Genomic DNA, 24,533 nt, shown 5'->3' with positions numbered 1-24,533 from the left:
CTCATTCTCCGCGATCCTGCATGCGGTCTGCCGGCTGAAGCGTGCCCATATCAATGCCCTTCATCGGCGCACCCAGACCTTTTGACAGCTCGGCAATCCGTTCATAGTCCTGATAATAAGTGGTTGCTTCGACAATGGCACGTGCAAATTTAGCCGGATTTTCCGACTTGAATATGCCGGATCCGACGAAGATACCGTCTGCTCCAAGTTCCATCATCAGCGCCGCATCGGCAGGTGTTGCCACACCGCCGGCAGCAAAGTTGACGACCGGAAGACGCCCGGCTTCTTTGATCTGCAATAATATTTCATAAGGGGCACCCAGTTCCTTCGCATAAACCATAATCTCATCCGGAGACATGCCAACAACTTTACGTACCTGACTGTTAACCAGACGCATATGCCGTACCGCTTCCACAATATTTCCGGTTCCAGGTTCGCCTTTCGTCCGAAGCATGGCTGCGCCTTCTCCGATTCTTCTCGCAGCTTCACCCAGATCACGGCAACCGCAGACGAATGGGACGGTGAATGCTTTTTTATCTATATGAAAGACATCATCTGCAGGTGTCAGCACTTCACTTTCATCGATATAATCCACTTTCATTGATTCGAGAACGCGCGCCTCAACAATATGGCCGATCCGCGCTTTGGCCATCACCGGAATCGTCACCGCATGCTGAACCTCTTCGACAATTTTCGGATCTGCCATCCTTGCGACTCCGCCGGCTTTTCGGATATCTGAGGGCACCCTCTCAAGTGCCATAACCGCAGTTGCTCCTGCCTCCTCCGCTATTTTGGCCTGCTCGGCATTGACCACATCCATGATCACGCCGCCTTTCTGCATTTCAGCCATGCCTCTTTTTACTTTTTCTGTTCCCCTTTGGCCCATGACTAACCCTCCATTGAAATCTTTATTGTTTATTAGCTATTATAAGGCTACTGTTATCTCTGGTAAACCACTGTGTTTTCGTGTGTATTACAAATGATGCAGGGCATCTGCCAATTGAACAGGCCGGCACACGACTGTAAGAAAAAGAGCCAGTCCCGGTCAGGTTGCTGGCTCTGTATTATGACCCGTTTCGCCTTAGAAAAGTCCGGCGATCCATGAAAAGATCCCTGCAAAAAAGTTTCCGATACCCTGGAACATACGTACAATCCAGCTGCTTTTTTCCACCCCTTCGGCAGCGACAACCGGTACCTGGTTATTCTCCTTATAGAGATGTCCGTATGCACCGTCTGTTGCAGAAAGCGTCGCATAGCCTATCTTCTGGCCCTTTTTAACCGGAGCTTCGAGCTGTCCGTCTCTATTCAGCAGTGACTTGTTGAGCGTCACTTTGAAACGGGGATTTGACTCTTCGCCATTCCGGGCAGTCAGATTCACAGATTGACCAAATGCCGCTCTGACAGAATCCTTTTTGCCATTATTGACTTTAACAGCCTTCTGACCTTTCACGACCTGATTTTTTTTGGCAATCGTTTTCTCTGAAAATTGCTGATAGCCGTAATCAAACAGGGCCCGTGTCTGCCCAAAACGTTCATTTTCGGATGGCGTCCCCATGATGACACTGGCCAGGCGATGTCCATCGCGGTTAACCGTACCGGTGAAACAATATCCGGCCAGATCCGTATGTCCGGTTTTTAAACCGTCAACACCTTCATACTTATACTGGTTCATATTGGCGCCAAATCCCGGAAGCATGTAATTCCAGTTCACCATCTGAACGGGTGAATCAACACCTGCTGTGAAATTCTTCAGAGGGATACTGGAAATCGTCAGTGCCTCCGGATAATCCCTGACCATGTGATAAGCTAATTTGGCGAGATCACGCGCAGACAGCAGATTACTGTCTTTTTCATCGCCGTAGGGGGCAAAATCTCCAAGATCAATATTTTCCAGCCCGCTGCTGTTAATATAGGATGCGTGGGTCATGCCCAGCTTTTTTGCGGTCTTGTTCATCAGATCAACAAAGTTTTTTTCAGATCCGCCTATTTTTTCAGCGAGAGCTATGGTCGCACCGTTAGCCGAATAGATCGCCATCGCTTCATACAGTTCCCTGACCGTATACTGATAATCTTTTCTTAATGGAACATTGGAAAACTCACGGTTCTGAGAAATCTGATAGGCGTAATCACTGATTGACACTTTTGTATCCCAGGTCAGTTTTTTCTGATTAAGCGCCTGCATGACGAGATATTCGGTCATGATCTTTGTCATACTGGCCGGAGGATACACCTGATCTGCATTTTTTTCATACAAAATCTGTCCGCTGTTTACATCAATCAAAATAGCAGATTTTGCTTTTATTCCCACTGTGTCTTCAGCCTGTGCCTTTGGTGTCAGCTGATTTTGAAAAGACAGTGCGACGACGAGCACTAAAGCCAGACTTGCTGCTACAAGAAAACGCAGCGATTTCCTGAAATTCAACCCCTACACCCCCGAAAAAAATTCCTGTTTCAGCCTGTTTATGACAGAAACAAATCCGGACGATTCCGCGCCCGGAAAGATTTATACTATGCATAATCATTATGAATGCGAAAGGCATTATTTAGTAGAGTAATTCGGTGCTTCTTTGGTTATCTGAACGTCATGCGGATGGCTCTCAAGTAATCCGGCGTTAGTAATTTTAGTAAATCTGGCATTTTCACGCAGTTCATTGATGGTATGGGCACCGCAGTAACCCATGCCGGATCTGAGACCACCGACCAGCTGATAGATGGTATCGGCCAGTTTGCCTTTATAGGGAACCCGTCCTTCAATCCCTTCAGGAACAAGTTTCTTCTGGTTCTCCTGAAAATAACGGTCTTTACTGCCGTGCTCCATCGCGCTGACTGATCCCATGCCACGATAAACCTTAAATTGACGCCCCTGATATATTTCTTTCTCTCCCGGGGTTTCATCCACTCCGGCGAGCAGTCCACCGAGCATGACGGCACTGGCTCCTGCAGCAAGCGCCTTAACAACATCACCTGAATACTTTATCCCGCCATCGGCAATCACGGCTACTCCATGCTTGTCTGCCTCATTTGCGCAATCATAAACCGCCGTGATCTGCGGGACACCCACTCCGGCAACGACACGGGTTGTACAGATGGAACCCGGTCCGATCCCGACTTTAACCACATCAACACCTGCGTCAATAAGCGCCTTTGTGCCTTCAGGTGTCGCGACGTTGCCAGCAATCAGACTGACATTCGGGAACTTATTTCTGATTTCAGCTACTTTTTCCAGAACACCCTTGGAGTGACCGTGAGCGGTATCAATGACCAGTGCGTCCACTCCGGCATCAACAAGTTTTTCAACCCGGATCAGAGCATCACCCGTAACACCGACTGCAGCGGCTACCAGGAGTCTGCCGTGCTCATCTTTTGCTGAATGGGGGAACTGAACCACTTTTTCAATATCTTTTGTTGTGATCAGTCCCTTCAGCACACCGTTTTGATCAACCAGCGGCAGTTTCTCAATGCGATGTCGGTTCAGAATTTTTTCAGCTTCCTTGAGACTGGTACCAACAGGGGCGGTAATTAAATGATCCTTCGTCATCATATCTCCGATTTTAGCCGAATAGTCTTTAACAAAACGCATATCCCGGTTTGTCAGGATACCCACCAGGTGCTGATCTTTATGATTATCAACAATCGGCACTCCGGAAATGCGATATTTGCTCATCAAATGTTCTGCATCAAAGATCTGATCTTCCGGGGTCAGAAAGAACGGATTCGTAATTACTCCGCTCTCGGAACGCTTGACTTTATCAATTTGTTCCGCCTGTTCTTCAATAGACATGTTCTTGTGAATGACACCCATGCCGCCCTGTCTTGCCATGGCAATCGCCATTTGTGATTCTGTCACCGTATCCATACCCGCACTGATAACAGGAATATTAAGTTTCAGGGTTTCGGTCAGCCTGGTTCCTACCGATACATCGCGTGGCAGGACATCTGAAGCGGCCGGAATGAGCAGCACATCATCAAAAGTCAGCGACTCCTTGGCAAACTTGTCTTCCCTCAACATGATTTACCTCCATGAGATAATTGATTTTTGGATTTTTGCTTCCGAAAATTTTAATGCTAGCGTAACAACTCACCAGGCACCTGTCAAGAATCCGCATTGAAATTCTATTTTTCTAAATCACAGGCGTGGTCAGGGCCGGAAACCGTCAAGGGACACAGAACCCTTACTTATTCGCTTTTTTTCAAGCGTCTGTTGATTTCCGACCCGCATGCCCGCTTTCTGCGGGGATCCGCAGGCTTCCCCGTTCATGAGCTGCGGGCCTGGCTCGCCTTTCCGGCAGGAGCCTGCATCTTTCGCTCCAATCCACATGAAGCATGGTGAACCTGGTTCGTTTATTTGAAGTCAATCTGATCTATCGTGATCTCCCGATGATCAGATAATGAAAAAATCATCTGGTTATCAAGCCGGATCATCGGACGAGTCGGCTGATGATCCGGTACAAAGGTAATTTCCCCGTGCTGATGATTCGACAGCCGGGCATTCATCCCGATAAACAGAGTCATCACGGCGTAACAGAATTTAGCAAAGACATATCCCGATAATCTGCCATAAGCGCAGCGGGCCAGATGATCAAGGTGGCGGACGGGCCAGCCTGCTGCGCCTGCTTTATCTTTTTCACTGATAAAACTGTCACAGACAGCAAGGATTTTTCCGTATATATTGAGCCTTTCTCCACGCAGGTGCAGGGGATAGCCGCTCCCGTCTTCACGCTCATGATGCTGAATAACTGCGAGTATCAGTGATTCCCGCAAGGTCGGGACACCTTTCAGCATATTATAGCTGTCCAGAACATGCCTTTCATAAAGGGCGTGTGCCTGTCCGGGAACATCATCTGCCCGCCTCACAAGAGAAGGGGGAAGTCTGGCCATGCCGCAGTCAGCAAGCATCCCTGCAAGACCCATCTGATAAACATTGCCCGGATCAAGTCCTGCCTTCTTCCCGAGAAAGCCAGAGACCAAGCCCATTGCTACACAACGCGCTTCAAAACTGTGGAGGGAAGTTAAGTGTAACAGAAAACCGGCAAACCAGACGGGATCCGCCAGACCGCGCTTCAAAAGTGGCATCATATCTCTCCTGAATAAGCCGATGTTCACCGGTTCACCGGACTGCCACTGCTTAAAGAAGAAACGATAAGAGGAAACAGCCTGTGCGAATACGGCATCAAGCAGGGAATTGTCTGTCTTTGCAGAGGAAGGGGCGTCTGCTGCGAGACGGGCATGTTGTCCGGAAGTCTGATCTGTATTCTTCTTTTTTCCCGCTGTCCGGACATCGATACGGTCAATCAGAAAGGCATGGAGAACAGCAAAATGTATGTCCTCAAGAACTGTTCCTGCCTTGATCAGCGGTTTGTCCGATTTTGAGAAGACGTCCCTTCTCAATACGTCACCCGGCCTGCATTTATCCGTTTTTACCAGCATCCTCTCTCCTCACTCCTCAGAGATCTTAAATTATTCTTTATCGGATACTTCCTCCGTATCTTCATCATCATCATTTTTCTGGATACGGGCAATAGTCGATACGTTGTCTCCTTCATCGACACGAATCAGAGTGACCCCCATCGTGTTTCTTCCCAGCCTGGATATGCCTGAAACCGGCATCCGGATGATCACACCATGCGCTGTGATGACCATCAGATCCTCATCTTCATCGACGGTTCGCATGGCAATCAGTTCACCGTTTTTTTCGGTGATGTTGCAGGTTTTCAGTCCTTTTCCGCCTCTTGTCTGTCTTCTGTATTCACTGCAGGGCGTTCTCTTGCCAAATCCCTTTTCTGTCACAATCAGCACATCGTTTTGATCGCCTGCAATCCCCATGCCAACGACTTCATCGCCGGGATCCAGGGAAATCGCCTTCACACCGGCAGCTGTCCGGCCCATCGGACGGACAGCATTTTCGTCAAAACGGATCGCCATCCCTTTCTTTGTCCCGACAATGAGATCACTTTTTCCATTGGTCAGGCGTACAGCCATCAGTTCATCTTCGTCCCGGACTGTAATGGCATACAGTCCAGCCTTACGGATATTGGAAAAATCACTCAGTTGCGATCGCTTCATAATTCCATTCTTTGTTAAAAAGACGAGATAATGATCCGCATCAAATGATTCGACAGGGAAGAAGGCAGTGATATATTCTCCCTTATCAATCTGGATCAGATTGATGATCGGAATGCCCTTAGCTGTGCGACCCAGTTCCGGGATTTCATAGCCCTTCAGCTGATAAACCCGTCCTTTGTTCGTGAAAAAGAGGACATGATGATGCGTGTTTGTCTGGAAAAGATGCTCTACAAAATCATCTTCATTTGTCCCCATGCCTCGAATGCCACGTCCACCGCGGTTCTGATTTTTATAAGTGCTGACGGGCATCCGCTTAATATAGCCATTGTGGGAGACCGTAATGACGATATCTTCTCTTTCGATCAGATCCTCATCTTCCAGCAAATCGGATCCAAAGGTGATTTCTGTCCGCCTTTCGTCATTAAATTTTTCTTTAATTTCTCCAAGCTCTTTACGGATGATCTGCAGTACTTTCTGCTCATCGGCAAGGATCGCCTTCAGTTCCGCAATGCGTTTGACCAGATCCGCGTATTCCTGCTCAATTTTCTCACGCTCAAGTCCTGTCAGTCGCTGGAGACGCATATCAAGGATCGCCTGTGCCTGAACTTCAGTCAGTGAGAAATTATTCATCAGTCCCGTGCGGGCGATATCGGCGGTCTTGGAGTGACGGATCAGGGAAATGACTTCATCCAGATGATCCAGTGCGACGCGCAGACCTTCGAGAATATGAGCCCTTGCTTCTGCCTTCTTTAATTCAAAAGCTGTTCTCCGGCGAATGACATTTTCCTGATGCGCCAGATAGTAATGCAGGCACTCTTTAAGAGTCAGCACTCTCGGTCTGCCGGCGACGAGAGCCAGCAGGTTAATACCGAAACTGGTTTGCAGACCCGTGTGCTTGTACAGATTATTCAGAAGGACATTTGCATTGGCGTCACGGCGAACCTCAATCACCATCCGCATTCCCCGGCGGTCGGATTCGTCACGCAGATCAGTGATTCCTTCCAGTTTTTTTTCTTTTACCAGATCGGCAATTCTTTCGATCAGTTTGGCTTTATTGACTTGATAGGGGAGTTCGGTAACAATAATGCTTTGTTTTCCGCTTGCCTGCTGTTCAATATTAACTTTTGCCCGGACGATAATCGACCCGCGACCGGTCCGGTAAGCCCGCTTGACACCTTCGCGTCCCATGATCAGACCGCCGGTTGGAAAATCCGGTCCTGGAATATACTTCATGATTTCTTCTGTTGTTATATCGGGATTGTTACTCAGAGCCAGTACAGCGTCGATCACTTCACCCAGCTGATGAGGGGGGATGTTCGTTGCCATCCCGACTGCAATACCGGACGCACCGTTTACAAGCAAATTTGGAAAACGTGAAGGCAGGACAACAGGTTCCTGCTCCGATCCATCATAATTAGGCTGAAAATCGATTGTATCTTTCCGGATATCGCGGACCATTTCCATCGATATTTTTGACATTCTTGCTTCTGTATAACGCATCGCTGCGGCCGGATCTCCGTCGACCGATCCGAAGTTACCATGACCGTCAACGAGTTCATAACGCTGGCTGAAGTTCTGCGCCATGCGTACCATCGTATCATAGACAGCCGTATCCCCGTGGGGATGATATTTACCAATAACTTCACCGACAATACGTGCCGATTTCTTATAAGCTTTATCAGACGTGATGCCCAGTTCATTCATGGCGTATAAAATCCGCCTGTGAACCGGTTTCAGACCGTCCCTCACATCAGGAAGGGCGCGGCTGACGATGACACTCATCGCGTAATCAAGAAATGATGTGCGCATTTCATGCCCGATGTCCACGGGTTTTATTCTTGATTCATCTTGATCTGTCATCTTTTTTCCTCCTTACCGGGCGGATTCATGCTTATTTCACAGGATGAACCTTTTCCCGATGATTGTGATAAACGTAAAATCCGTATGCTTCCAAACGTCACCTGTTTCCTGTCTGAGTATGAGGGTGTTGTTTTACACATCCAGATTCTGAACGAAATGGGCGTTCTCCTGAATAAAATCGCGTCTGGGTTCAACGCGGTCTCCCATCAGCATTTCAAAAATCTGGTCTGCTTCCATGGCATCCTCAAGATTGACTTTCAGCACCACACGATTCTGCGGATCCATGGTGGTCTCCCAGAGCTGTTCAGGATTCATTTCACCAAGACCTTTATATCGCTGCAGGGCAGGTTTTACATTTTTAGGAAGTGATTTCTGAATTTTTTCCAGCTCGCGATCATTATAAGCGTACCGAAGTGTCTTTCCGTACTGAACCCGGTAGAGGGGAGGCTGGGCAATCAGGACATATCCGTTCTCCAGAAGAGGGCGCATAAAGCGATAGAAGAACGTTAACAATAACGTCCGGATATGTGCGCCGTCCACATCGGCATCGGTCATAATAATGATTTTGTGATACCTGGCTTTCTCCAGTTTGAAATCTTCTCCGACACCGGTTCCCAGTGCCGTAATCATCGCCCGGATTTCAGCGTTTGACAGAATTTTATCCAGCCGCGCCTTCTCAACATTTAAGATTTTCCCTCTGAGAGGCAGGATGGCCTGGAACATCCGGTCACGGCCCTGTTTGGCCGAGCCGCCGGCCGAATCCCCCTCGACGATATACAGCTCGGAGACAGAGGCATCCCGCGATGTGCAATCGGCGAGCTTTCCAGGCAGTGACGTACTTTCCAGACTGCTTTTACGTCTGGTCAGTTCACGGGCTTTTTTGGCAGCTGTCCGGGCACGTGAGGCGACAATTCCTTTATCAATAATCATCCGGGCAACATCCGGATTTTCATAAAGAAACCTGGAAAAACTCTCAGAAAAAAGGTTATCTGTAATCGTACGGACTTCCGGATTCCCGAGTTTGGTTTTCGTCTGTCCCTCAAACTGCGGGTCCGGATGTTTGATCGATATAATCGCGGTCAGACCTTCCCGCACATCTTCACCGGAAAGATTCTGATCATTTCCCTTAATCAGCTGATTCTTTCTTGCATAATCGTTAACCACGCGTGTCAGAGCCACTTTAAAACCGTATTCATGCGTACCGCCTTCGTGCGTATGAATATTATTGGCGAATGAATAAATCTGACCGGAGTATCCGCTGTGATATTGCATGGCGATTTCAACCTTGATGCCGTCTTTTTCCCCGTCAAGATCAATGGGCTCGTGCAGCACTTCTTTTGATCGGTTGAGATACTCCACATACGAACGGATTCCGCCCTCATAGTGAAAACTCTCTTTTCTGTCCTTTTCACGTCGGTCTTCAATCGAAATGCGGATATTCTTGTTAAGAAAGGCAAGTTCACGTACACGGACTCTGAGTGTATCATAATCGAAATGAGTCGTTTCCTTGAAAATTTCAGGATCCGGAATAAAGTGGGTGGTTGTTCCTGTCCGGTCGGCATCACCGATAATCTTCAGATCCGCAACCGGTTTGCCACGGTGATATTCCTGATAGTATACATGACCGTTTCGATAAACTTTTACCCACATCGTTGTCGACAGTGCGTTGACGACTGAAGCGCCGACGCCGTGCAGACCGCCGGATACTTTATATCCGCCGCCTCCGAATTTTCCTCCGGCGTGAAGTACAGTCATAATGACTTCGACCGCCGGCCGGCCGACCTTTTTCTGAATGTCGACAGGAATGCCGCGGCCGTCATCCATTACAGTTATGCTGCCGTCTTTCTCAATAATGACCTGAATATGGTGGCAGAAACCGGCCAGCGCTTCATCGATTGAATTATCGACAATTTCCCAGACCAGATGGTGCAGGCCTCTGACCCCGGTTGTGCCAATATACATTCCGGGTCTTTTACGGACAGCTTCAAGCCCTTCGAGGACCTGAATCTCACTCGCATTATACGATTGTTCTTCTACATTCTGCTGATCACTCATGATAACCCACCTAACTTGGTGCCATCCGACACATAATCTCTTAAAATCTGTCACCACTACCGGTGCTGAATGCCATAGCGTTACTTGTGCATGGGTTCCACTTTCCCCTGGCTGATGCTGAAAAGTGTCGCCCTGTCCAGCAGGCTCTGATCCAGACCATCAATGGATGTAGTCGTTACAAAGGTCTGGACTTTCTGCCTGAACACACTCAAAAGATGTGTCTTTCTGACATCATCCAGCTCACTCAGTACATCGTCCAAAAGAAGAAGCGGGTACTCGCCCACTTCTTCTTTAATCAGCTCAATCTCTGCCAGCTTGACAGAAAGGGCGGCCGTCCTCTGTTGCCCCTGGGAACCGAATGTCTGTACGTTACGCCCGTTGACAAAGAATTGCAGATCATCTCTGTGCGGACCGAACAGGGTAGATCCTCTGTCCAGCTCACGTTGTTTTAAACGCCGGTAACTGTTCTTGTAAGCTTCTTCTATTTTTGACTGTTCGCTGTCTATTGATACGTCGTGGACGGAAGACTCATAAACAAGTGACAGCTGTTCCCGCCCGTCACTGATTTCCGAATGAATTGCCGAAGACCATTTATTCAGCCGGGAGACAAAGCTCAGCCTGCGCCTGACGATTTCCGACGCCAGGGTTATCATGGACTCTGTCAGAATATCCAGCAGTGAATCCCGGCCTTTTTTCTGCCGCATCTCATCCCGGAGCAGAGCATTCCTCTGTTGCAGCACCTTCTGGTAGTCACTGAGGAGATGTAGATAGACGGGAGCGATCTGTCCCATTTCCATATCGATAAATCTTCTGCGGACAGAAGGGCTGCCCTTGACCAGATTCAGATCCTCAGGGGCAAACATGACAACATTACAATTGCCGACATATTCACTGAGACGCCTTTTTTCAAGATGATTGACACGCGCCTTTTTGCCTTTTCCGGAAATAATCAGTTCAAGGGGGAAAATATCTCCGCGCCTGGCCACTCTTCCCTTTATTTTACCATAATCTTCATCCCATTTGATTAAATCTTTATCATGGGAGGTGCGCACGGATTTGGCCAGGGCGAGAACATATATAGCTTCAAGAAGGTTGGTTTTCCCTTGTGCATTTTCTCCCAGAAAAACATTGACCATTGGCGAAAAAGACAGTTTCTGCCTGTCATAATTTCTAAAATTTGTTAATTCAATTGATTTAAGTATCATCGCGGGGCAATCCCCCTCATGAACGACTGATGACAAATTCACCCATTCCGGGCACTCTGATCAGGTCGCCATCCCTTAATTTCTTCCCGCGGCGCATTTCATGATCTCCATTGACATAAACTTCTGTCGATGAGAGAAAATATTTGGCTTCGCCACCTGTTTGAATGATGCCTTCAAGTTTAAGCAATTGACCCAGTGTGATGAAGGCCTCATTGACCTTCAGTCTGACTGTTTTCATCATTTCGCCTCACTTTTTTTCCTCAACGGTTAAAAAGTTCTGATGGGAAGAATCAGCATCAGAATATTATCATCGCCGATCGGACGGATAATAATCGGACGCATGGGACCGACAAAATAAATACGTACATTACTGTCATCAATTTTCCCCAGGGCGTCCATCATGAATTTGGCACTGAACGCAATACGCATCGGCTCTCCTTCAAATTCTTCAACCTGTAACGTTTCAAAAACGCGGCCCAGTTCCAGGGACTGGGAAGAAATTTCAACGTGTCCATCCTCCGCCCGGAGTTTCACAATGTTGTTCCGTTCCTCCTTAGCCAGGATGGAAGCCCGTTCGATCGCCTGGTATAGTCCTCTGGTTGGAAGGGTGAGCGTCGTTTTACTGTCCTGAGGAATCAACCGCGACGTATCCGGATAATTTCCATCCAGGATCCGGGAGTAGAATTGGACATTATTCAATTGAAACAGGATCTGATTTGATGTCATTACAAGGTCTGCATTTTCGTCATCGTTATCATCCAGAAGCTTTACCAGTTCAGTTAAACTTGAGCCGGGGATGACAACATCTCTGGATTCCTCAGCTGCGCTTCCGGATGCAACCGGGACAGACCGCTGTGCCAGGCGGTGACTGTCCGTTGCGACACAAGCCAGTCTCCCGTTTTTCAGACTCCATTTGACACCGGTCAGAACCGGGCGCGTTTCTGATACGGATACAGCGTAAACGGTCTGTCTGATGACGTCACGTAAAAGGTCTTTTCGGATACTGATGACTTTTTTCTCATTGATGACCGGCAGATTCGGATATTCCTCCGGATCAAGTCCGTTTAAGTTAAATTCAGAAGAACCTGAGGTGATCTTAGTAATCTGGCGGCTGTCTGACTCTATAAGAATTTTATCATTGGGGAATTTACGAACCACTTCGGAAAAAAGACGTCCCGGAAGAACGACACTTCCCGGCGTATCGATAACAGCTGCTTCCTGATCCTGATCTTCAGCAGGGATAAAGGACATGATCGAAATATCGGAATTGCTTCCTGTCAGTCGAATGCCGTCAGGATCTGCTGAAATTTTAATGCCTGTGAGTATAGGAATGGTGGTTTTTGATGAGACAGCCTTCATCACCTGGCTTACGGCTTCAGCAAGCCTGTTTTTCTGAACACTGACATGCATTGTCAGTGTTGTGCCCTGATTCGTGTCTTGCATTTCTTGCATGATTCTTTCCCCCAATATGTTATAAGAAATAAGATACAGTAATCATAGTAGTAAGACCTGTGGATTTGTGGGTAAATGGCTTCTACCGTGAAAAGCACAGTTATCCACCTGTTCATAAACTGTGGATAAAATGAATACTGTTATTTACTGTTATGCACAGTCCTGTGTATGACTGGTACCCCATCCGCAAGCTATTGGACTCTTGCTGGAGATTTCAGCTGGTCAATTAAGCCATTGACTTTTTTCTGAAGTTCACGGTCGACAGATAATTGTTTTGTGATTTTTTCATGAGCATGAATAACCGTAGTATGGTCACGGCCCCCGAATTCTTCACCGATTTTCGGAAGCGAATAATCCGTCAGTTCACGGGCAAGATACATGGCAATCTGTCTTGGAAAGGCTATGGACTTAGTCCGGCGCTTTGCTGCAAAATCTTCCAGACGCAGATGATATTCAGCACCGACAGCCACTTGAATATCCTGGATCGTGATTTGCTTCGGCCGGGCAGAAGGAATAATATCTTTCAACGCTTCTGCCGCAAGATCGACGCTGATATCCTCATTGTTCAGTGATGAAAAAGCGATGACACGGATCAGGGCGCCTTCCAGTTCACGAATATTGGTGTCGATCTGATTGGCGATATAGATCATGACCTCATTGGGTATATCCAGACCTTCTGCTTTTGCCTTTTTTCTTAGAATAGCAATACGGGTCTCAAGATCAGGCGGGGTGATATCTGTAATCAGCCCCCATTCAAACCGGGAACGCAAACGGTCTTCCAGTGTCGGAATTTCTTTCGGCGGCCGGTCGCTTGAGATGACAATCTGTTTGTATTCTTCATGGAGCGCATTAAATGTATGAAAAAACTCTTCCTGTGTCTGTTCTTTTCCGGCGAGGAACTGAATATCATCTATGAGCAGGACATCAACGTTCCGGTATTTATTACGGAATTCCACCGTTTTATTGTCACGAATGGAATTAATAAATTCATTAGTGAATTTTTCAGAAGACAGGTAAACAACGCGAGCGGCCGGATTATGTTCGATTACATAGTGTCCGATCGCATGCATCAGGTGCGTTTTTCCCAGTCCGACCCCGCCGTAGATAAAAAGCGGGTTATAGGCTTTTGCCGGCGCTTCGGCGACTGCCAGAGAAGCGGCATGAGCAAAACGGTTTCCGGATCCGATGACAAAGGTTTCAAATGTATTTTTTGAATTCAGCATACTGTTATTAATCTCATCGAGACTTCTTCGATCAGTTGCACCGGAACGCTCAACAGGGTGCCCGGGGCTGTTTCTCTGACTGAAGTTCGCCGGCTCACTCTTTCTTTTTGGAGTTGTGCTGTTTCCCTTTTTATGACCGAGGCTCCCTTTATTTTTCTGCGGGATAACAAACTGGATGCTGTAGCGAATTCCAGTTATTTCCATAAGTATATCTGAAATCAGACGGGAATAATGTTCTTCCAGCCAGTCGCGTGAAAATTCATTCGGGACGCTGATAATCATGTTTTGTCCGTTTACAGCCTGTGCCTGAGTTTCTTTAAGCCATGTCTCAAAACTGGGTTTGCTAAGTTTCTTTTTAATGATGATCAGTGCCTGATCCCATATTTCTTTCAGGTTGTTCAATGCTTTGCGGCCCCCCCTTGTCTGATGAAATACATAAAAAAAGCAAACGCCAACAGTCAGACTGGATGATCACACAGCCTGCGGACGATTCACTGCTTTCACCTGTATACCCTGCTTTTTTTGCTTATCCACAAAATGTGCAGTTGAAAAATGCGTATTTTGTCGAACAGATTGAAGTTATCAACAGATGTTAACAACCTGTGGATAAAACAACTAACATCTGTGCTAAACGTCTTGAAGATTTATCCACAGGCAGTGGATAAATCTGTGCATTAACGGACTTTTCGACGGATTCAAGTACTATGATCATATCAAAAAAGCACCGATAAAGCAATGATCGCCAAAAGTTATCCACAGTGAATAACTTTTGCACATGGGCGTTGTACACAGCCTGGTAATTTGTTAGGTACATGTCGATAAAACGTGAAAAAAATCGAAGGAGGAGAAATAATTATCCACAGAAGGTGGGGACGCATTTCAGGACGGTGGCGTCCTGGAAGGACGGTTGACTTTCACAAAAAAAATAATTATAATAAGTCAGACTGGTTTTGATTAGAGAATAATGAATGGATAAAATGAGATCCGACCTATATGTTTGAACGAGGCACCGATTTTATTTATCGATTTGTATGGGAGGTGTATGAAAGTGAAGCGTACCTATCAACCAAATAAACGCAGCAGAAAAAGAGTGCATGGTTTCCGTGCGAGAATGGCGACAGCAAAGGGCCGCAAGATTCTGGCAAACCGCCGGCGCAAGGGAAGGAAAGTTTTGTCTGCGTAAAGCCACTGTCAGCATTGCAGTGGTTTTTTTCACACTATAATAGAGTTTGAAATTTTTACGAAAAGAAAAAGGGTTGAAAAACTGAACCCCCCGGATGCGTCAGGGGCTTGCCTGCGGGCCGGTTTTTCTTCATCAGGTCATGCGGGACAGGCAATAACGCAATGAGGTGACAGTTATTTCTTAGTTCGATGATCTATGATTAATATGCTACACAGGGTAAAATGATGTCCCACTGGAGGGACAAAATGAAGACAATTCAGAGACTAAAGAAGAACGAAGATTTTCAGGTTGTTTTTAAAAAAGGGAAATCATTCGCCAACAGACAGTTTGTTGTCTACGTACTTCGGCATCCCGGTCAGCCCTGTTCACGGCTGGGTCTGTCCGTGAGTAAAAAGATGGGCAATGCTGTCATGCGGAATCATATAAAAAGGTGTATCAAGGAAATCTTTCGGGATATGGCAGACAGACTGGAGCCTGGAAATGATTACATTATTATCTCTCGACGTCCGGTACGAACCATGTCCTATCATGAAATGCAGGGCAGCCTGATGCATGTTCTCAGAAAAGCAGGCGTAATAGCCGAACATAAGGACGAGTTATAATGAAATATATTTTTATATTTTTGATCCGCATCTATCAGAAATTTATATCACCTTTCACGCCGCCTTCATGCCGGTTTTACCCAACCTGCTCACAATATGCGCTGGAGGCCTTTTCGCGGTTCGGCGTTATTCGCGGTGGATGGCTGACAGTCAGGAGGCTCCTGAAGTGTCAGCCCTTTCATCCGGGAGGCTTTGATCCTGTGCCGGAAAAAAAAACCGGACACAGACATACAGGTATGATAACATTTCGTTCGGATCGACCGAGGAGGTAACATTTTGCGTAAACGATTAATTGGTGCGGGACTGCTTGTTCTGATTGTCGTGCTGCTCACAGGCTGTACGAATTTGAATGAACCGATTACCGCAGAGAGTGGGGGTTTCTGGAGTCATTATTTCGTATATCCTCTCTCATGGTTTATTATTGAAGTGGCCAAGATATTCTGGAACAGCTATGGCATTGCGATCATTATCACCACGTTGATTGTTCGACTCGTGATTTTGCCATTGATGGCCAAGCAGGTCAAAAGTTCTCAGGCCATGCAGGAGCTGCAGCCGAAAATTAAAGCCCTTCAGGAGAAATACAGTTCCAAAGATCAGAATACGCAGCGCAAGCTTCAGGAAGAACAGATGAAACTCTTTCAGGAAAATCACATCAATCCGCTCGCCGGGTGTATGCCTCTCCTGATTCAGATGCCTATTTTGTTTGCCTTTTATCAGGCCATCATGCGCACATCGGAGATTAAAACACAGTCTTTTCTGTGGTTCCAGCTCGGTGCCCCTGATCCCTATTACATCTTGCCTGTGATTGCTGCAGCGACAACCTTCCTGCAGCAGAAGATCATGATGGGCAGAACGGGGAACGCGAATCCGCAGATGGCCATGATGCTTTACGTCTTCCCGCTGATGATTGCGATTCCGGCATTGTATTTCCCATCAGCACTGGCCCTTTACTGGGTTGTCGGTAATATCTTCATGATCTTCCAGACGTATATTATTTACGAGAAGCATGATGACAAAGAGAAACCGGCTGAAGGCTCCAGAAAGAAGAAAAAATAACCGCAAGGGTAGATCTATAGAGTTTTCGGGGAAAAGCACGCATTCAGCGCGCTTTTTTCTCACTATAAAATTTTTTGAGGAAAAAAGAGTTGAAAAAACGTTGCCTCTGGCAGCGCCCGCGTCCTGCCAGTCGGCAAGTGTTCTTAGACGTGTAGATTCTGTTTGCATAGCCGTAGTGTGGTCTCTTGAAACAGGATCAGCTAACCTGCATCCGGGAGAGAGACTTATCAGAATTGGGGTGATAAAATTGGATTATGATACCATTGCGGCCATCTCAACACCTGCCGGTGAGGGAGCGATCAGTATTGTCCGATTGAGCGGACCTGATGCTATTCAGGCGACAGATCGGCTGTATAAAGGAAAAAAGAGACTGACAGCAGTTCCTTCGCACACGATTCATTATGGTAAAATAATCGATCCGGACACAGAACGCGTCGTCGATGAAGTAATGGTTTCGGTCATGAAAAAACCGAAGACTTATACGCGGGAAGACGTTGTAGAAATTAACTGTCATGGCGGCATGACAAGTGTAAACCGTGTTCTGGAACTGATTCTTGACCAGGACGTGCGAATGGCAGAACCCGGTGAATTTACGAAAAGGGCGTTTCTGAACGGGCGCATTGATTTATCTCAGGCTGAAGCGGTTATGGATCTGATCCGGTCGAAAACAGACCGGGCAATGAATACAGCGATGGATCAGATGGAGGGTAAACTATCCAGACTGGTCCGTAAACTGCGGCAGCAGCTGCTGGACATTCTGGCTTCGGTTGAAGTAAATATTGATTATCCGGAATATGATGATGCGGAAATCGTAACCAATCAAATGCTCGATGACCGCTCAAAGAAAGTCAGGAAGGAAATTGATCACATTCTGGCAACAGCCAGACAGGGAAAGATTCTGAGAGAAGGGCTGTCTACAGCAATTATCGGTCGGCCGAATGTGGGTAAGTCGTCTCTTCTTAACCAGCTGGTGCATGAAAATAAAGCAATTGTGACCAATGTACCGGGAACGACACGTGATATTATAGAAGAATATGTGAATATCAACGGTATACCACTGAAACTGATTGATACAGCAGGCATTCGTAAGACTGAGGATGTGGTGGAAAAGATTGGCGTAGAGCGGTCGCGGAAGGCCCTTCGTTCAGCTGATCTGGTTCTGCTCCTGATTAATTATCACGAGAGCCTGACAGAGGGGGACAGAGAACTATTTCAGTTGATTAAGGGAACACCGGCGATTATCATACTGAATAAGACGGATCTTTCCTGCGGTGTTTCACTGGAAGAGGTCAATCGGCTGGCAGAGGGAAATCCGATTATCCGGACATCCCTCTCTCAGGATCAGGAACTCTCCGAACTGGAGAACAAAATCTCTTCGCTGTTCTTTGAACGGGGCCTCTCACAGAATGAAGAGGTCTGCGTTTCTAATACGCGGCATATTGCTTTGCTGAAAAAGGCACGTGCGGCAATCACTGACGCGATCCGCGCTTCAGAGAAGGGTATTCCTGTCGACATGGCTCAGATTGATGTGAAAAGGACATGGGAAATTCTGGGTGAGATTGTGGGAGACACGGTTTCAGACAGTCTGATTCATGAATTATTCTCGAAGTTTTGCCTTGGAAAATAAGAAAGCGCCTTTGAATAGATATTTTTAAATCAATCAAAAAGGGTGGAACAGTTATGAAAACATATCAGGCCGGCACGTATGATGTGATTGTCGTTGGTGCCGGACATGCTGGTGTTGAGGCCGGCCTTGCAGCAGCAAGGATGGGTGCGAAGACACTGATGCTGACGATCAGTCTGGAAGGCGTCGCTTTTATGCCATGCAATCCGTCTGTCGGCGGCCCGGCCAAGGGTGTTGTGGTCAGGGAGGTCGATGCACTTGGTGGTGAAATGGCTCACAATATAGATAAAACGTATATTCAGATGAGAATGCTGAACACCCGAAAGGGACCTGCCGTCCGGGCGCTGCGTGCTCAGGCAGACAAACAGCTTTATCAGCGTGCCATGAAGCAGACTATTGAAGAAACAGAAAATCTGACCTTGCGTCAGGGCATGGTAGAAAAACTGATTGTGGAAGACGGGGTCTGCAGGGGAGTTGTAGTCGCGACCGGAGCAAAGTACCTGGCAAAAACGGTTGTTCTGACAACAGGCGTCTATCTGAAAGGGAAAATTATTATCGGTGATCTGGAATATGAGAGTGGTCCGAATAATATGCAGGCTTCGGTCAAGCTGTCGGACTGTCTGCGAGAACTGGGATTCGATCTGGTCCGGTTTAAAACAGGCACTCCGCCGCGTGTTAATGGACGGACTGTTGACTATTCCAAAACGGAAATTCAGCCCGGTGATAAGCGGCCTCTTGCATTTTCCTATGATACCAAGCAATTTGTCAAAGATCAGATTCCCTGCTGGCTGACGTACACCAATCCTGTGACTCATCAGATCATCCATGATAATTTGGACCGTTCTCCCATTTACTCCGGTGCCATCGTCGGTACCGGACCAAGATACTGTCCGTCAATTGAAACGAAAATTGTCCGTTTCAGTGATAAAAGCCGTCATCAGCTTTTTCTTGAACCCGAAGGACGGGAAACAAGAGAAGTATACGTTGATGGTCTGTCGACGAGCCTGCCGGAGGAGATTCAGCGAAAGATGCTGGAGTCCATATCCGGGCTGGAACACGCGGAAATGATGCGTCCGGGGTATGCTATCGAATACGATGCTCTTGTTCCGACGCAACTGTGGCCGTCGCTTGAGACAAAAAAAATCTCAGGACTTTTTACGGCTGGTCAGATTAACGGGACATCCGGATATGAAGAAGCAGCCGGGCAGGGGCTGATGGGCGGCATTAATGCAGCACGTAAAGCATCTGGTCTGGATCCGATTATTCTTGACCGTTCGCAGGCTTACATCGGTGTGCTAATTGATGATTTGGTCACCAAAGGGACAAAGGAACCTTATCGTTTACTGACTTCACGTGCAGAATATCGCCTGCTTCTCCGTCATGATAATGCAGATCTGCGTCTGACGGAGCTCGGTCATCAAATTGGTTTAATCCCTGAAGAACGGTATCAGAGATTTTTGAGAAAGAAACAGATGATTGAACACGAAAGAAAACGCCTTGCTTCTTTGACTGTCAAACCTTCTGAAGCAGTGAATGCGTTGCTTGCGAAAAAAGGTGCAACAGCAATTCGGGAACCCATCAGAGCTGACCGACTGTTAAAGAGACCGGAACTCGATTACCATGATCTGGTCACTCTGCTGCCGGATGACGGGAACCAGATTCCCGAAGAAGTTGGTGAGCAGGTCGAGATTCAGATAAAATATGAGGGCTATATTAATAAACAACTGCAGCAGGTAGAAAAAATGAAACGCATGGAACAGAAAAAGATCCCTCAGGATCTCGACTATGAGGTAATTGACGGGCTGGCTACGGAGGCCAGACAGAAATTAAGCAAAGTCCGTCCGATATCGGTAGGTCAGGCTTCACGGGTTTCCGGCGTGAATCCGAGCGATATTGCCATTCTGCTGGTTTATCTGGAACAGGGCAGACTGGCGAAAACAACCGGCTGACAGCTCTTGGAGGAACAAATGAAATATCTCGAATCAATACTGTCAAATCAGGGATTGCAGCTTTCTGAAGTTCAGAAAAAACAATTTGACCTGTATTTCCAGAAACTTGTAAAATGGAATCAGAAAGTGAATCTTACAGCAATTACCGAAGAAAAAGAGGTCACGGTGAAACATTTTTATGATTCACTGACACCGGCCTTTTATTTTCCCTTCAGTAGCGGCATGACACTCTGTGATGTCGGTTCGGGGGCGGGTTTTCCCGGGATTCCTTTGAAAATCATGTACCCCGGGCTTAAACTGACCCTGGTTGATGCCCTGAAAAAAAGGCTGTCTTTCATTGAATCACTGACAGGGACACTGAATCTGAATGATGTCCGGCTCTACCATGACCGTGCAGAAATGTTTGCACACAGGAGGGGTATTCGTGAGTCTTTTGATATTGTGACTGCCCGGGCGGTGGCGCCTCTTTCTGTACTCTGTGAATATTGTCTGCCCCTCAATCGGACAGGGGGGACATTCATTGCTCTTAAAGGAGCAAATGCCAGTCAGGAGATCTCCAGTTCTGACCATGCTCTCCATGAGCTCGGCGGAACACTTCAGCGATCCGTTTCTCTGGATCTGCCTGATCTTGCCGGTAAGAGGACCCTTGTTTTTATTAAAAAAACAGGCACAACGCCTGTAAAATACCCAAGAAAGCCTGGAACGCCTTCCAGGAAGCCATTGTGATGTTTCACGTGAAACATTGGGGTTAATTGCCGGAAGGAATTCAAAGCTGTGCAGCCGAAATAGATAAAAGGCGGCCGTAAAAGGGTGGTGTCAAAATGAAACATTCTTTATCTCATCTTTTTAATCAGGATCATGAAGACAGTGCTACATTCACTCACAGTGAAAATGATGAGACCCACGTACAGGAAATAGAAATAAATAAAATTGTTCCAAATCCGTATCAGCCGCGTTCCATTTTTAATGAAGAAAAACTGCGGGAATTGGCAGCTACCATTAGGGAACATGGTGTCATACAACCCATTGTGTTGCGCCCTTCAGGGGATCATTTTGAAATTATCGCAGGAGAAAGACGTTGGCGTGCGGTCTCTTATCTGGGGTGGGAAAAGATTCCCGCCATCATTAAGCATCTTGACGAAGACCAGACGGCTTCCATTGCATTAATAGAAAATCTCCAGAGAGAAGAACTGACAGCTATAGAAGAAGCAATGGCTTATGCACGATTAATGGATATCAACGGGTTAACACAGGAGGGACTGGCTCAGCAACTGGGGAAGGGGCAGTCCACCATTGCCAATAAATTAAGGTTGCTTAAATTACCTTCATCCGTTCAAAGCTCTATATTAGAAAAAAAGATTACAGAACGTCATGCCCGTGCTTTACTTATTCTGAAAGATCCGGAGAAACAGGAAAAGCTTCTGAAAGATATTCTGGAGAAACAATTGAACGTCAAACAGACAGAATTTCGTGTAAGAAAGCTTCTTGAAGAAGGTAAAGGAAAGAACGAGAAGAAAAACCGCAAACAAAGGCGACAATCCTTGAGCAGGGATACCCGAATCGCCGTAAATACAATCCGTCAATCCGTACACATGGTGACCCGTTCGGGTATGCCAATTAATACGGAAGAAGAGGATATGGGCGACTTTTATCAATTTACAATCAAAATTCCAAAAAATAAATGAACATCTGATCAAACGATGAATCTGTGAACTGAATAGTGAACAATGAGTGATCCGGCAAAGATTCTGACGAGCCCTTTGCTGGATATTTTTGTGATTCAATAATAATGATCATCGATTGATCTTTTCATGGTAAAATAAAAGATAGCAATCGAGATTTGAGAGTAGGTGTAAGTGTGAGTAAAATTCTGGCTATTGCCAATCAAAAAGGCGGTGTCGGCAAAACCACTACAGCTGTTAATTTGAGCGCCTGTCTTGCGACACTTGGCTGTAAGGTCCTGCTTGTTGATACTGATCCTCAGGGAAATGCAACAAGCGGTTCGGGTGTGGACAAAGGGGAAGTGGATGAATGTGTCTATGATGTCCTTGTTGAAGAAACCGAAGTGGCGGGTGTTGTGAAGCCATCGGCCATTGAGAATATGGATGTACTTCCTTCAGCCATTCAGCTGGCCGGAGCAGAAATCGAACTTGTTCCGACCATTTCACGCGAAGTTCGGTTAAAAAAGGCGCTGGATAAAGTAAAAGATACATATGATTACATCATCATAGATTGCCCACCCTCTCTGGGTCTTTTGACCATTAATGCCCTGACTGCTTCGGACGCAGTCATCATTCCGGTTCAGTGCGAATATTATGCGCTGGAAGGACTGAGTCAGCTGCTGAATACCGTACGGTTAGTACAGAAACATTTGAATCATCATCTGGCCATTGAAGGCGTCTTGCTGACTATGCTGGATGCCAGAACTAATCTGGGACTGCAGGTGATCCAGGAAGTGAAAAAGTACTTTCAGGATCATGTCTTTCACACAATTATCCCGCGTAATGTCCGCCTGAGTGAAGCGCCCAGTCATGGCAAGCCGATCATTATCTATGATTCCCGCTCAAGAGGTGCAGAGGTTTATCTTGATTTTGCAAAGGAAGTGATGACTGGTGACTAAAGCTTTGGGGAAAGGACTTGATGCCTTCTTCCCCACTGCATTTTCAGGTGATCTGGACAATGCAGTGGAAAGTGTTGCCCTGGAAGATCTCAGACCCAATCCATACCAGCCAAGAAAACAATTTGATGAGGCGGGACTGGATGAGCTCGCCCGGTCGATCAGAATGCATGGAATCATTCAGCCGCTTGTGGTCAGAAAAAGTATCAAAGGTTATGACATCGTTGCCGGAGAACGCCGCTTTCGCGCGGCAAAACGTGCAGACCTCAAGAAAGTTCCTGTCGTCATTAAAGAACTATCAGATAATGAGATGATGCAGATTGCCCTGATTGAAAATCTGCAGCGGGAAAATCTGAATCCAATTGAAGAAGCAACAGCGTACAAGAAACTGCTCGATGGATTGAAGCTGACACAGGAAGAACTGGCAAAAAAGTTGGGTAAAAGCAGACCGCATGTGGCCAACCAGCTGCGCCTGCTGCAACTGGATGGGAAAGTTCAGAAATTACTTGAGGAAGGAAAACTCTCCATGGGCCATGGCAGGGCACTTGTCGGTTTGAAAGATAAAAAGCAACTGATTCCGGTTGTCAATAAAGTCCTTAAAGAGCAATTAAATGTGCGTCAGCTTGAAGCACTGATTCAAAAACTCAATCATCATGTTTCACGTGAAACATCAAAGAAAAAAACATGGACCATGCCTCCGGAACTGAAAGAAAAGGTGGACGGAATTCGTGAACGACTGGGTACCTCGGTAAAAATAAAACCGGCAAGAGCAGGGGAAAAAGGAAAGATTGAACTGGACTACTACTCAGCAGACGATCTGTACCGCCTGCTGGAACTGATCAATCATCCCTCATAAGGAATGTGCTGAATCATCGGAAAACGCCCTGCCTGTCAATATCGATCGTTTTTCCCGGGAAAAGAGAGCAATATATAGACTGCGACTAATCGCCCTGGAAAGTTTCATGACGAGGCTGAGTCGTGTGTTTTGCAGAACGGCATACTCCATATACCCGCTTAAGTTGACGATGCCGGTGATATTCATATCGCCGACGGGGGGAAGCTTCTTATTTACTCCTGATCCGGGTCTGACAGGTCCTTCAGAAACACAGACTTTTCCTACATGATGCCGGTGGCCAAGGCAGGCATCGACAGCGATGATAAACGGATGATCATGCATCGCCTGTACCTCCTCCATGGTATTCTGAAGATTGACGGCGTGTACCGGCTGATCGAGAGTGCCATATATATGTGTATTATTCAGAGTATATTGCCGGAGATGCATCCCCACCAGCGGTCCCAAAGCATCCCCTGTTGAACGGTCCGTCCCGATGCAGACAATGACAATAGAATAAGCGTCCGCTTCTTTTGGCAGATGCCTGTTTATGGCGGAGACAAGAGAAACATGGGCATCGGGATGGATATAACAAAAAGCTTCCTGCCGGTTTTTCATGAATGCGCTGTTTGTTCTCAGATTCATAGTTTTCGCTCCTTATTGGTGTAGTAAAGTATACGGCAGATTTTTAAAGCTTATACATGATCAATGAAAAAATTCAGCGGGTATCATTTTTTTAGAAAATAGGCTATACTATAAATCGAAAACAATCAGGTGAAATCCCTGAATCTATATCAGACAATGAAGGAAAA

21 protein-coding genes are annotated in these 24,533 nt (G+C 46.7%); 10 read left to right on the top strand and 11 right to left on the bottom strand.

The window, feature by feature from the left end; all coding sequences use genetic code 11:
• Nucleotide 1: 1 nt before the first annotated feature.
• From pdxS to dnaA, 10 genes are all read right to left on the bottom strand, one after another.
• On the bottom strand, nucleotides 2–886 hold the full coding sequence (pdxS, locus tag EWH91_RS03340) for a pyridoxal 5'-phosphate synthase lyase subunit PdxS (protein WP_129928593.1): 885 nt from the start codon (nucleotides 884–886) through the stop codon (nucleotides 2–4).
• 195 nt (nucleotides 887–1,081) lie between these two features.
• Nucleotides 1,082–2,422: a serine hydrolase gene (locus EWH91_RS03335; protein ID WP_129928592.1), complete on the bottom strand. Its 1,341-nt coding sequence runs from the start codon at nucleotides 2,420–2,422 to the stop codon at nucleotides 1,082–1,084.
• A 117-nt stretch (nucleotides 2,423–2,539) separates the two neighbouring features.
• Complete coding sequence (guaB, locus tag EWH91_RS03330) at nucleotides 2,540–4,006, bottom strand: IMP dehydrogenase (RefSeq protein WP_129928631.1); 1,467 nt, start codon at nucleotides 4,004–4,006, stop codon at nucleotides 2,540–2,542.
• A gap of 335 nt (nucleotides 4,007–4,341) precedes the next feature.
• Nucleotides 4,342–5,427, bottom strand: coding sequence for an HD-GYP domain-containing protein (locus tag EWH91_RS03325; protein WP_129928591.1), 1,086 nt, complete (start codon nucleotides 5,425–5,427; stop codon nucleotides 4,342–4,344).
• 30 nt (nucleotides 5,428–5,457) lie between these two features.
• Nucleotides 5,458–7,923, bottom strand: a complete 2,466-nt coding sequence (gyrA, locus tag EWH91_RS03320; protein WP_129928590.1) for a DNA gyrase subunit A — start codon at nucleotides 7,921–7,923, stop codon at nucleotides 5,458–5,460.
• A 132-nt stretch (nucleotides 7,924–8,055) separates the two neighbouring features.
• Nucleotides 8,056–9,978, bottom strand: coding sequence for a DNA topoisomerase (ATP-hydrolyzing) subunit B (gyrB, locus tag EWH91_RS03315; RefSeq protein ID WP_129928589.1), 1,923 nt, complete (start codon nucleotides 9,976–9,978; stop codon nucleotides 8,056–8,058).
• Between the two features lie 80 nt (nucleotides 9,979–10,058).
• Complete coding sequence (gene recF, locus EWH91_RS03310; protein WP_129928588.1) at nucleotides 10,059–11,183, bottom strand: DNA replication/repair protein RecF; 1,125 nt, start codon at nucleotides 11,181–11,183, stop codon at nucleotides 10,059–10,061.
• A 16-nt stretch (nucleotides 11,184–11,199) separates the two neighbouring features.
• Nucleotides 11,200–11,421: a S4 domain-containing protein YaaA gene (yaaA, locus tag EWH91_RS03305; RefSeq protein WP_129928587.1), complete on the bottom strand. Its 222-nt coding sequence runs from the start codon at nucleotides 11,419–11,421 to the stop codon at nucleotides 11,200–11,202.
• 29 nt (nucleotides 11,422–11,450) lie between these two features.
• Nucleotides 11,451–12,593, bottom strand: coding sequence for a DNA polymerase III subunit beta (gene dnaN / locus EWH91_RS03300; RefSeq protein WP_129928630.1), 1,143 nt, complete (start codon nucleotides 12,591–12,593; stop codon nucleotides 11,451–11,453).
• Nucleotides 12,594–12,826: 233 nt separating this feature from the next.
• Complete coding sequence (gene dnaA / locus EWH91_RS03295) at nucleotides 12,827–14,260, bottom strand: chromosomal replication initiator protein DnaA (protein ID WP_129928586.1); 1,434 nt, start codon at nucleotides 14,258–14,260, stop codon at nucleotides 12,827–12,829.
• A 646-nt stretch (nucleotides 14,261–14,906) separates the two neighbouring features.
• On the opposite strand from dnaA, the gene rpmH reads away from it, so the two are divergent.
• From rpmH to EWH91_RS03245, 10 genes are all read left to right on the top strand, one after another.
• Nucleotides 14,907–15,041 (top strand): 50S ribosomal protein L34, encoded by a 135-nt coding sequence (gene rpmH / locus EWH91_RS03290; RefSeq protein ID WP_129928585.1) that lies wholly within the window; start codon nucleotides 14,907–14,909, stop codon nucleotides 15,039–15,041.
• 245 nt (nucleotides 15,042–15,286) lie between these two features.
• Nucleotides 15,287–15,643 (top strand): ribonuclease P protein component, encoded by a 357-nt coding sequence (rnpA, locus tag EWH91_RS03285; protein ID WP_129928584.1) that lies wholly within the window; start codon nucleotides 15,287–15,289, stop codon nucleotides 15,641–15,643.
• A complete protein-coding gene (yidD, locus tag EWH91_RS03280) occupies nucleotides 15,643–15,915 on the top strand; it encodes a membrane protein insertion efficiency factor YidD (protein ID WP_129928583.1) in 273 nt (90 codons plus the stop codon). The genes rnpA and yidD overlap by 1 nt, the downstream gene beginning before the upstream one ends.
• A gap of 49 nt (nucleotides 15,916–15,964) precedes the next feature.
• Nucleotides 15,965–16,699, top strand: a complete 735-nt coding sequence (gene spoIIIJ / locus EWH91_RS03275) for a YidC family membrane integrase SpoIIIJ (protein WP_483315819.1) — start codon at nucleotides 15,965–15,967, stop codon at nucleotides 16,697–16,699.
• Nucleotides 16,700–16,946: 247 nt separating this feature from the next.
• Complete coding sequence (mnmE, locus tag EWH91_RS03270) at nucleotides 16,947–18,326, top strand: tRNA uridine-5-carboxymethylaminomethyl(34) synthesis GTPase MnmE (protein ID WP_129928581.1); 1,380 nt, start codon at nucleotides 16,947–16,949, stop codon at nucleotides 18,324–18,326.
• A 53-nt stretch (nucleotides 18,327–18,379) separates the two neighbouring features.
• Complete coding sequence (mnmG, locus tag EWH91_RS03265) at nucleotides 18,380–20,272, top strand: tRNA uridine-5-carboxymethylaminomethyl(34) synthesis enzyme MnmG (protein ID WP_129928580.1); 1,893 nt, start codon at nucleotides 18,380–18,382, stop codon at nucleotides 20,270–20,272.
• Nucleotides 20,273–20,290: 18 nt separating this feature from the next.
• Complete coding sequence (gene rsmG, locus EWH91_RS03260; RefSeq protein WP_129928579.1) at nucleotides 20,291–20,998, top strand: 16S rRNA (guanine(527)-N(7))-methyltransferase RsmG; 708 nt, start codon at nucleotides 20,291–20,293, stop codon at nucleotides 20,996–20,998.
• A 95-nt stretch (nucleotides 20,999–21,093) separates the two neighbouring features.
• The gene (noc, locus tag EWH91_RS03255; protein WP_129928578.1) at nucleotides 21,094–21,957 is read left to right on the top strand and encodes a nucleoid occlusion protein; all 864 of its coding nucleotides are present in this window, start codon (nucleotides 21,094–21,096) and stop codon (nucleotides 21,955–21,957) included.
• Between the two features lie 173 nt (nucleotides 21,958–22,130).
• On the top strand, nucleotides 22,131–22,892 hold the full coding sequence (locus tag EWH91_RS03250; protein WP_129928577.1) for a ParA family protein: 762 nt from the start codon (nucleotides 22,131–22,133) through the stop codon (nucleotides 22,890–22,892).
• Entirely contained in the window at nucleotides 22,885–23,745 is an 861-nt protein-coding gene (locus tag EWH91_RS03245) for a ParB/RepB/Spo0J family partition protein (RefSeq protein ID WP_129928576.1), read from the top strand. Before EWH91_RS03250 ends, EWH91_RS03245 begins: the two co-directional genes overlap by 8 nt.
• Here the strand turns inward: EWH91_RS03245 and yyaC are convergent.
• Nucleotides 23,740–24,366: a spore protease YyaC gene (gene yyaC, locus EWH91_RS03240; RefSeq protein ID WP_129928575.1), complete on the bottom strand. Its 627-nt coding sequence runs from the start codon at nucleotides 24,364–24,366 to the stop codon at nucleotides 23,740–23,742. The two genes, EWH91_RS03245 and yyaC, sit on opposite strands and share 6 nt — an antisense overlap.
• Between the last annotated feature and the right edge of the window lie 167 nt (nucleotides 24,367–24,533).

Origin of the sequence: Sporolactobacillus sp. THM19-2, assembly GCF_004153195.1 — a bacterium.
Classification (GTDB): domain Bacteria; phylum Bacillota; class Bacilli; order Bacillales; family Sporolactobacillaceae; genus Sporolactobacillus.
This window is presented reverse-complemented; position numbering and strand designations above follow the sequence as displayed.

Bases quoted from the DNA above. Each gene is read 5' to 3' on its own strand.
- pdxS (WP_129928593.1), bottom strand. From the start codon at position 886: ATGGGCCAAAGGGGAACAGAAAAAGTAAAAAGAGGCATGGCTGAAATG.
- EWH91_RS03325 (WP_129928591.1), bottom strand. From the start codon at position 5,427: ATGCTGGTAAAAACGGATAAATGCAGGCCGGGTGACGTATTGAGAAGG.
- gyrA (WP_129928590.1), bottom strand. From the start codon at position 7,923: ATGACAGATCAAGATGAATCAAGAATAAAACCCGTGGACATCGGGCAT.
- gyrB (WP_129928589.1), bottom strand. From the start codon at position 9,978: ATGAGTGATCAGCAGAATGTAGAAGAACAATCGTATAATGCGAGTGAG.
- recF (WP_129928588.1), bottom strand. From the start codon at position 11,183: ATGATACTTAAATCAATTGAATTAACAAATTTTAGAAATTATGACAGG.
- yaaA (WP_129928587.1), bottom strand. From the start codon at position 11,421: ATGAAAACAGTCAGACTGAAGGTCAATGAGGCCTTCATCACACTGGGT.
- dnaN (WP_129928630.1), bottom strand. From the start codon at position 12,593: ATGCATGTCAGTGTTCAGAAAAACAGGCTTGCTGAAGCCGTAAGCCAG.
- rnpA (WP_129928584.1), top strand. From the start codon at position 15,287: ATGAAGACAATTCAGAGACTAAAGAAGAACGAAGATTTTCAGGTTGTT.
- yidD (WP_129928583.1), top strand. From the start codon at position 15,643: ATGAAATATATTTTTATATTTTTGATCCGCATCTATCAGAAATTTATA.
- mnmG (WP_129928580.1), top strand. From the start codon at position 18,380: ATGAAAACATATCAGGCCGGCACGTATGATGTGATTGTCGTTGGTGCC.
- rsmG (WP_129928579.1), top strand. From the start codon at position 20,291: ATGAAATATCTCGAATCAATACTGTCAAATCAGGGATTGCAGCTTTCT.
- noc (WP_129928578.1), top strand. From the start codon at position 21,094: ATGAAACATTCTTTATCTCATCTTTTTAATCAGGATCATGAAGACAGT.
- yyaC (WP_129928575.1), bottom strand. From the start codon at position 24,366: ATGAATCTGAGAACAAACAGCGCATTCATGAAAAACCGGCAGGAAGCT.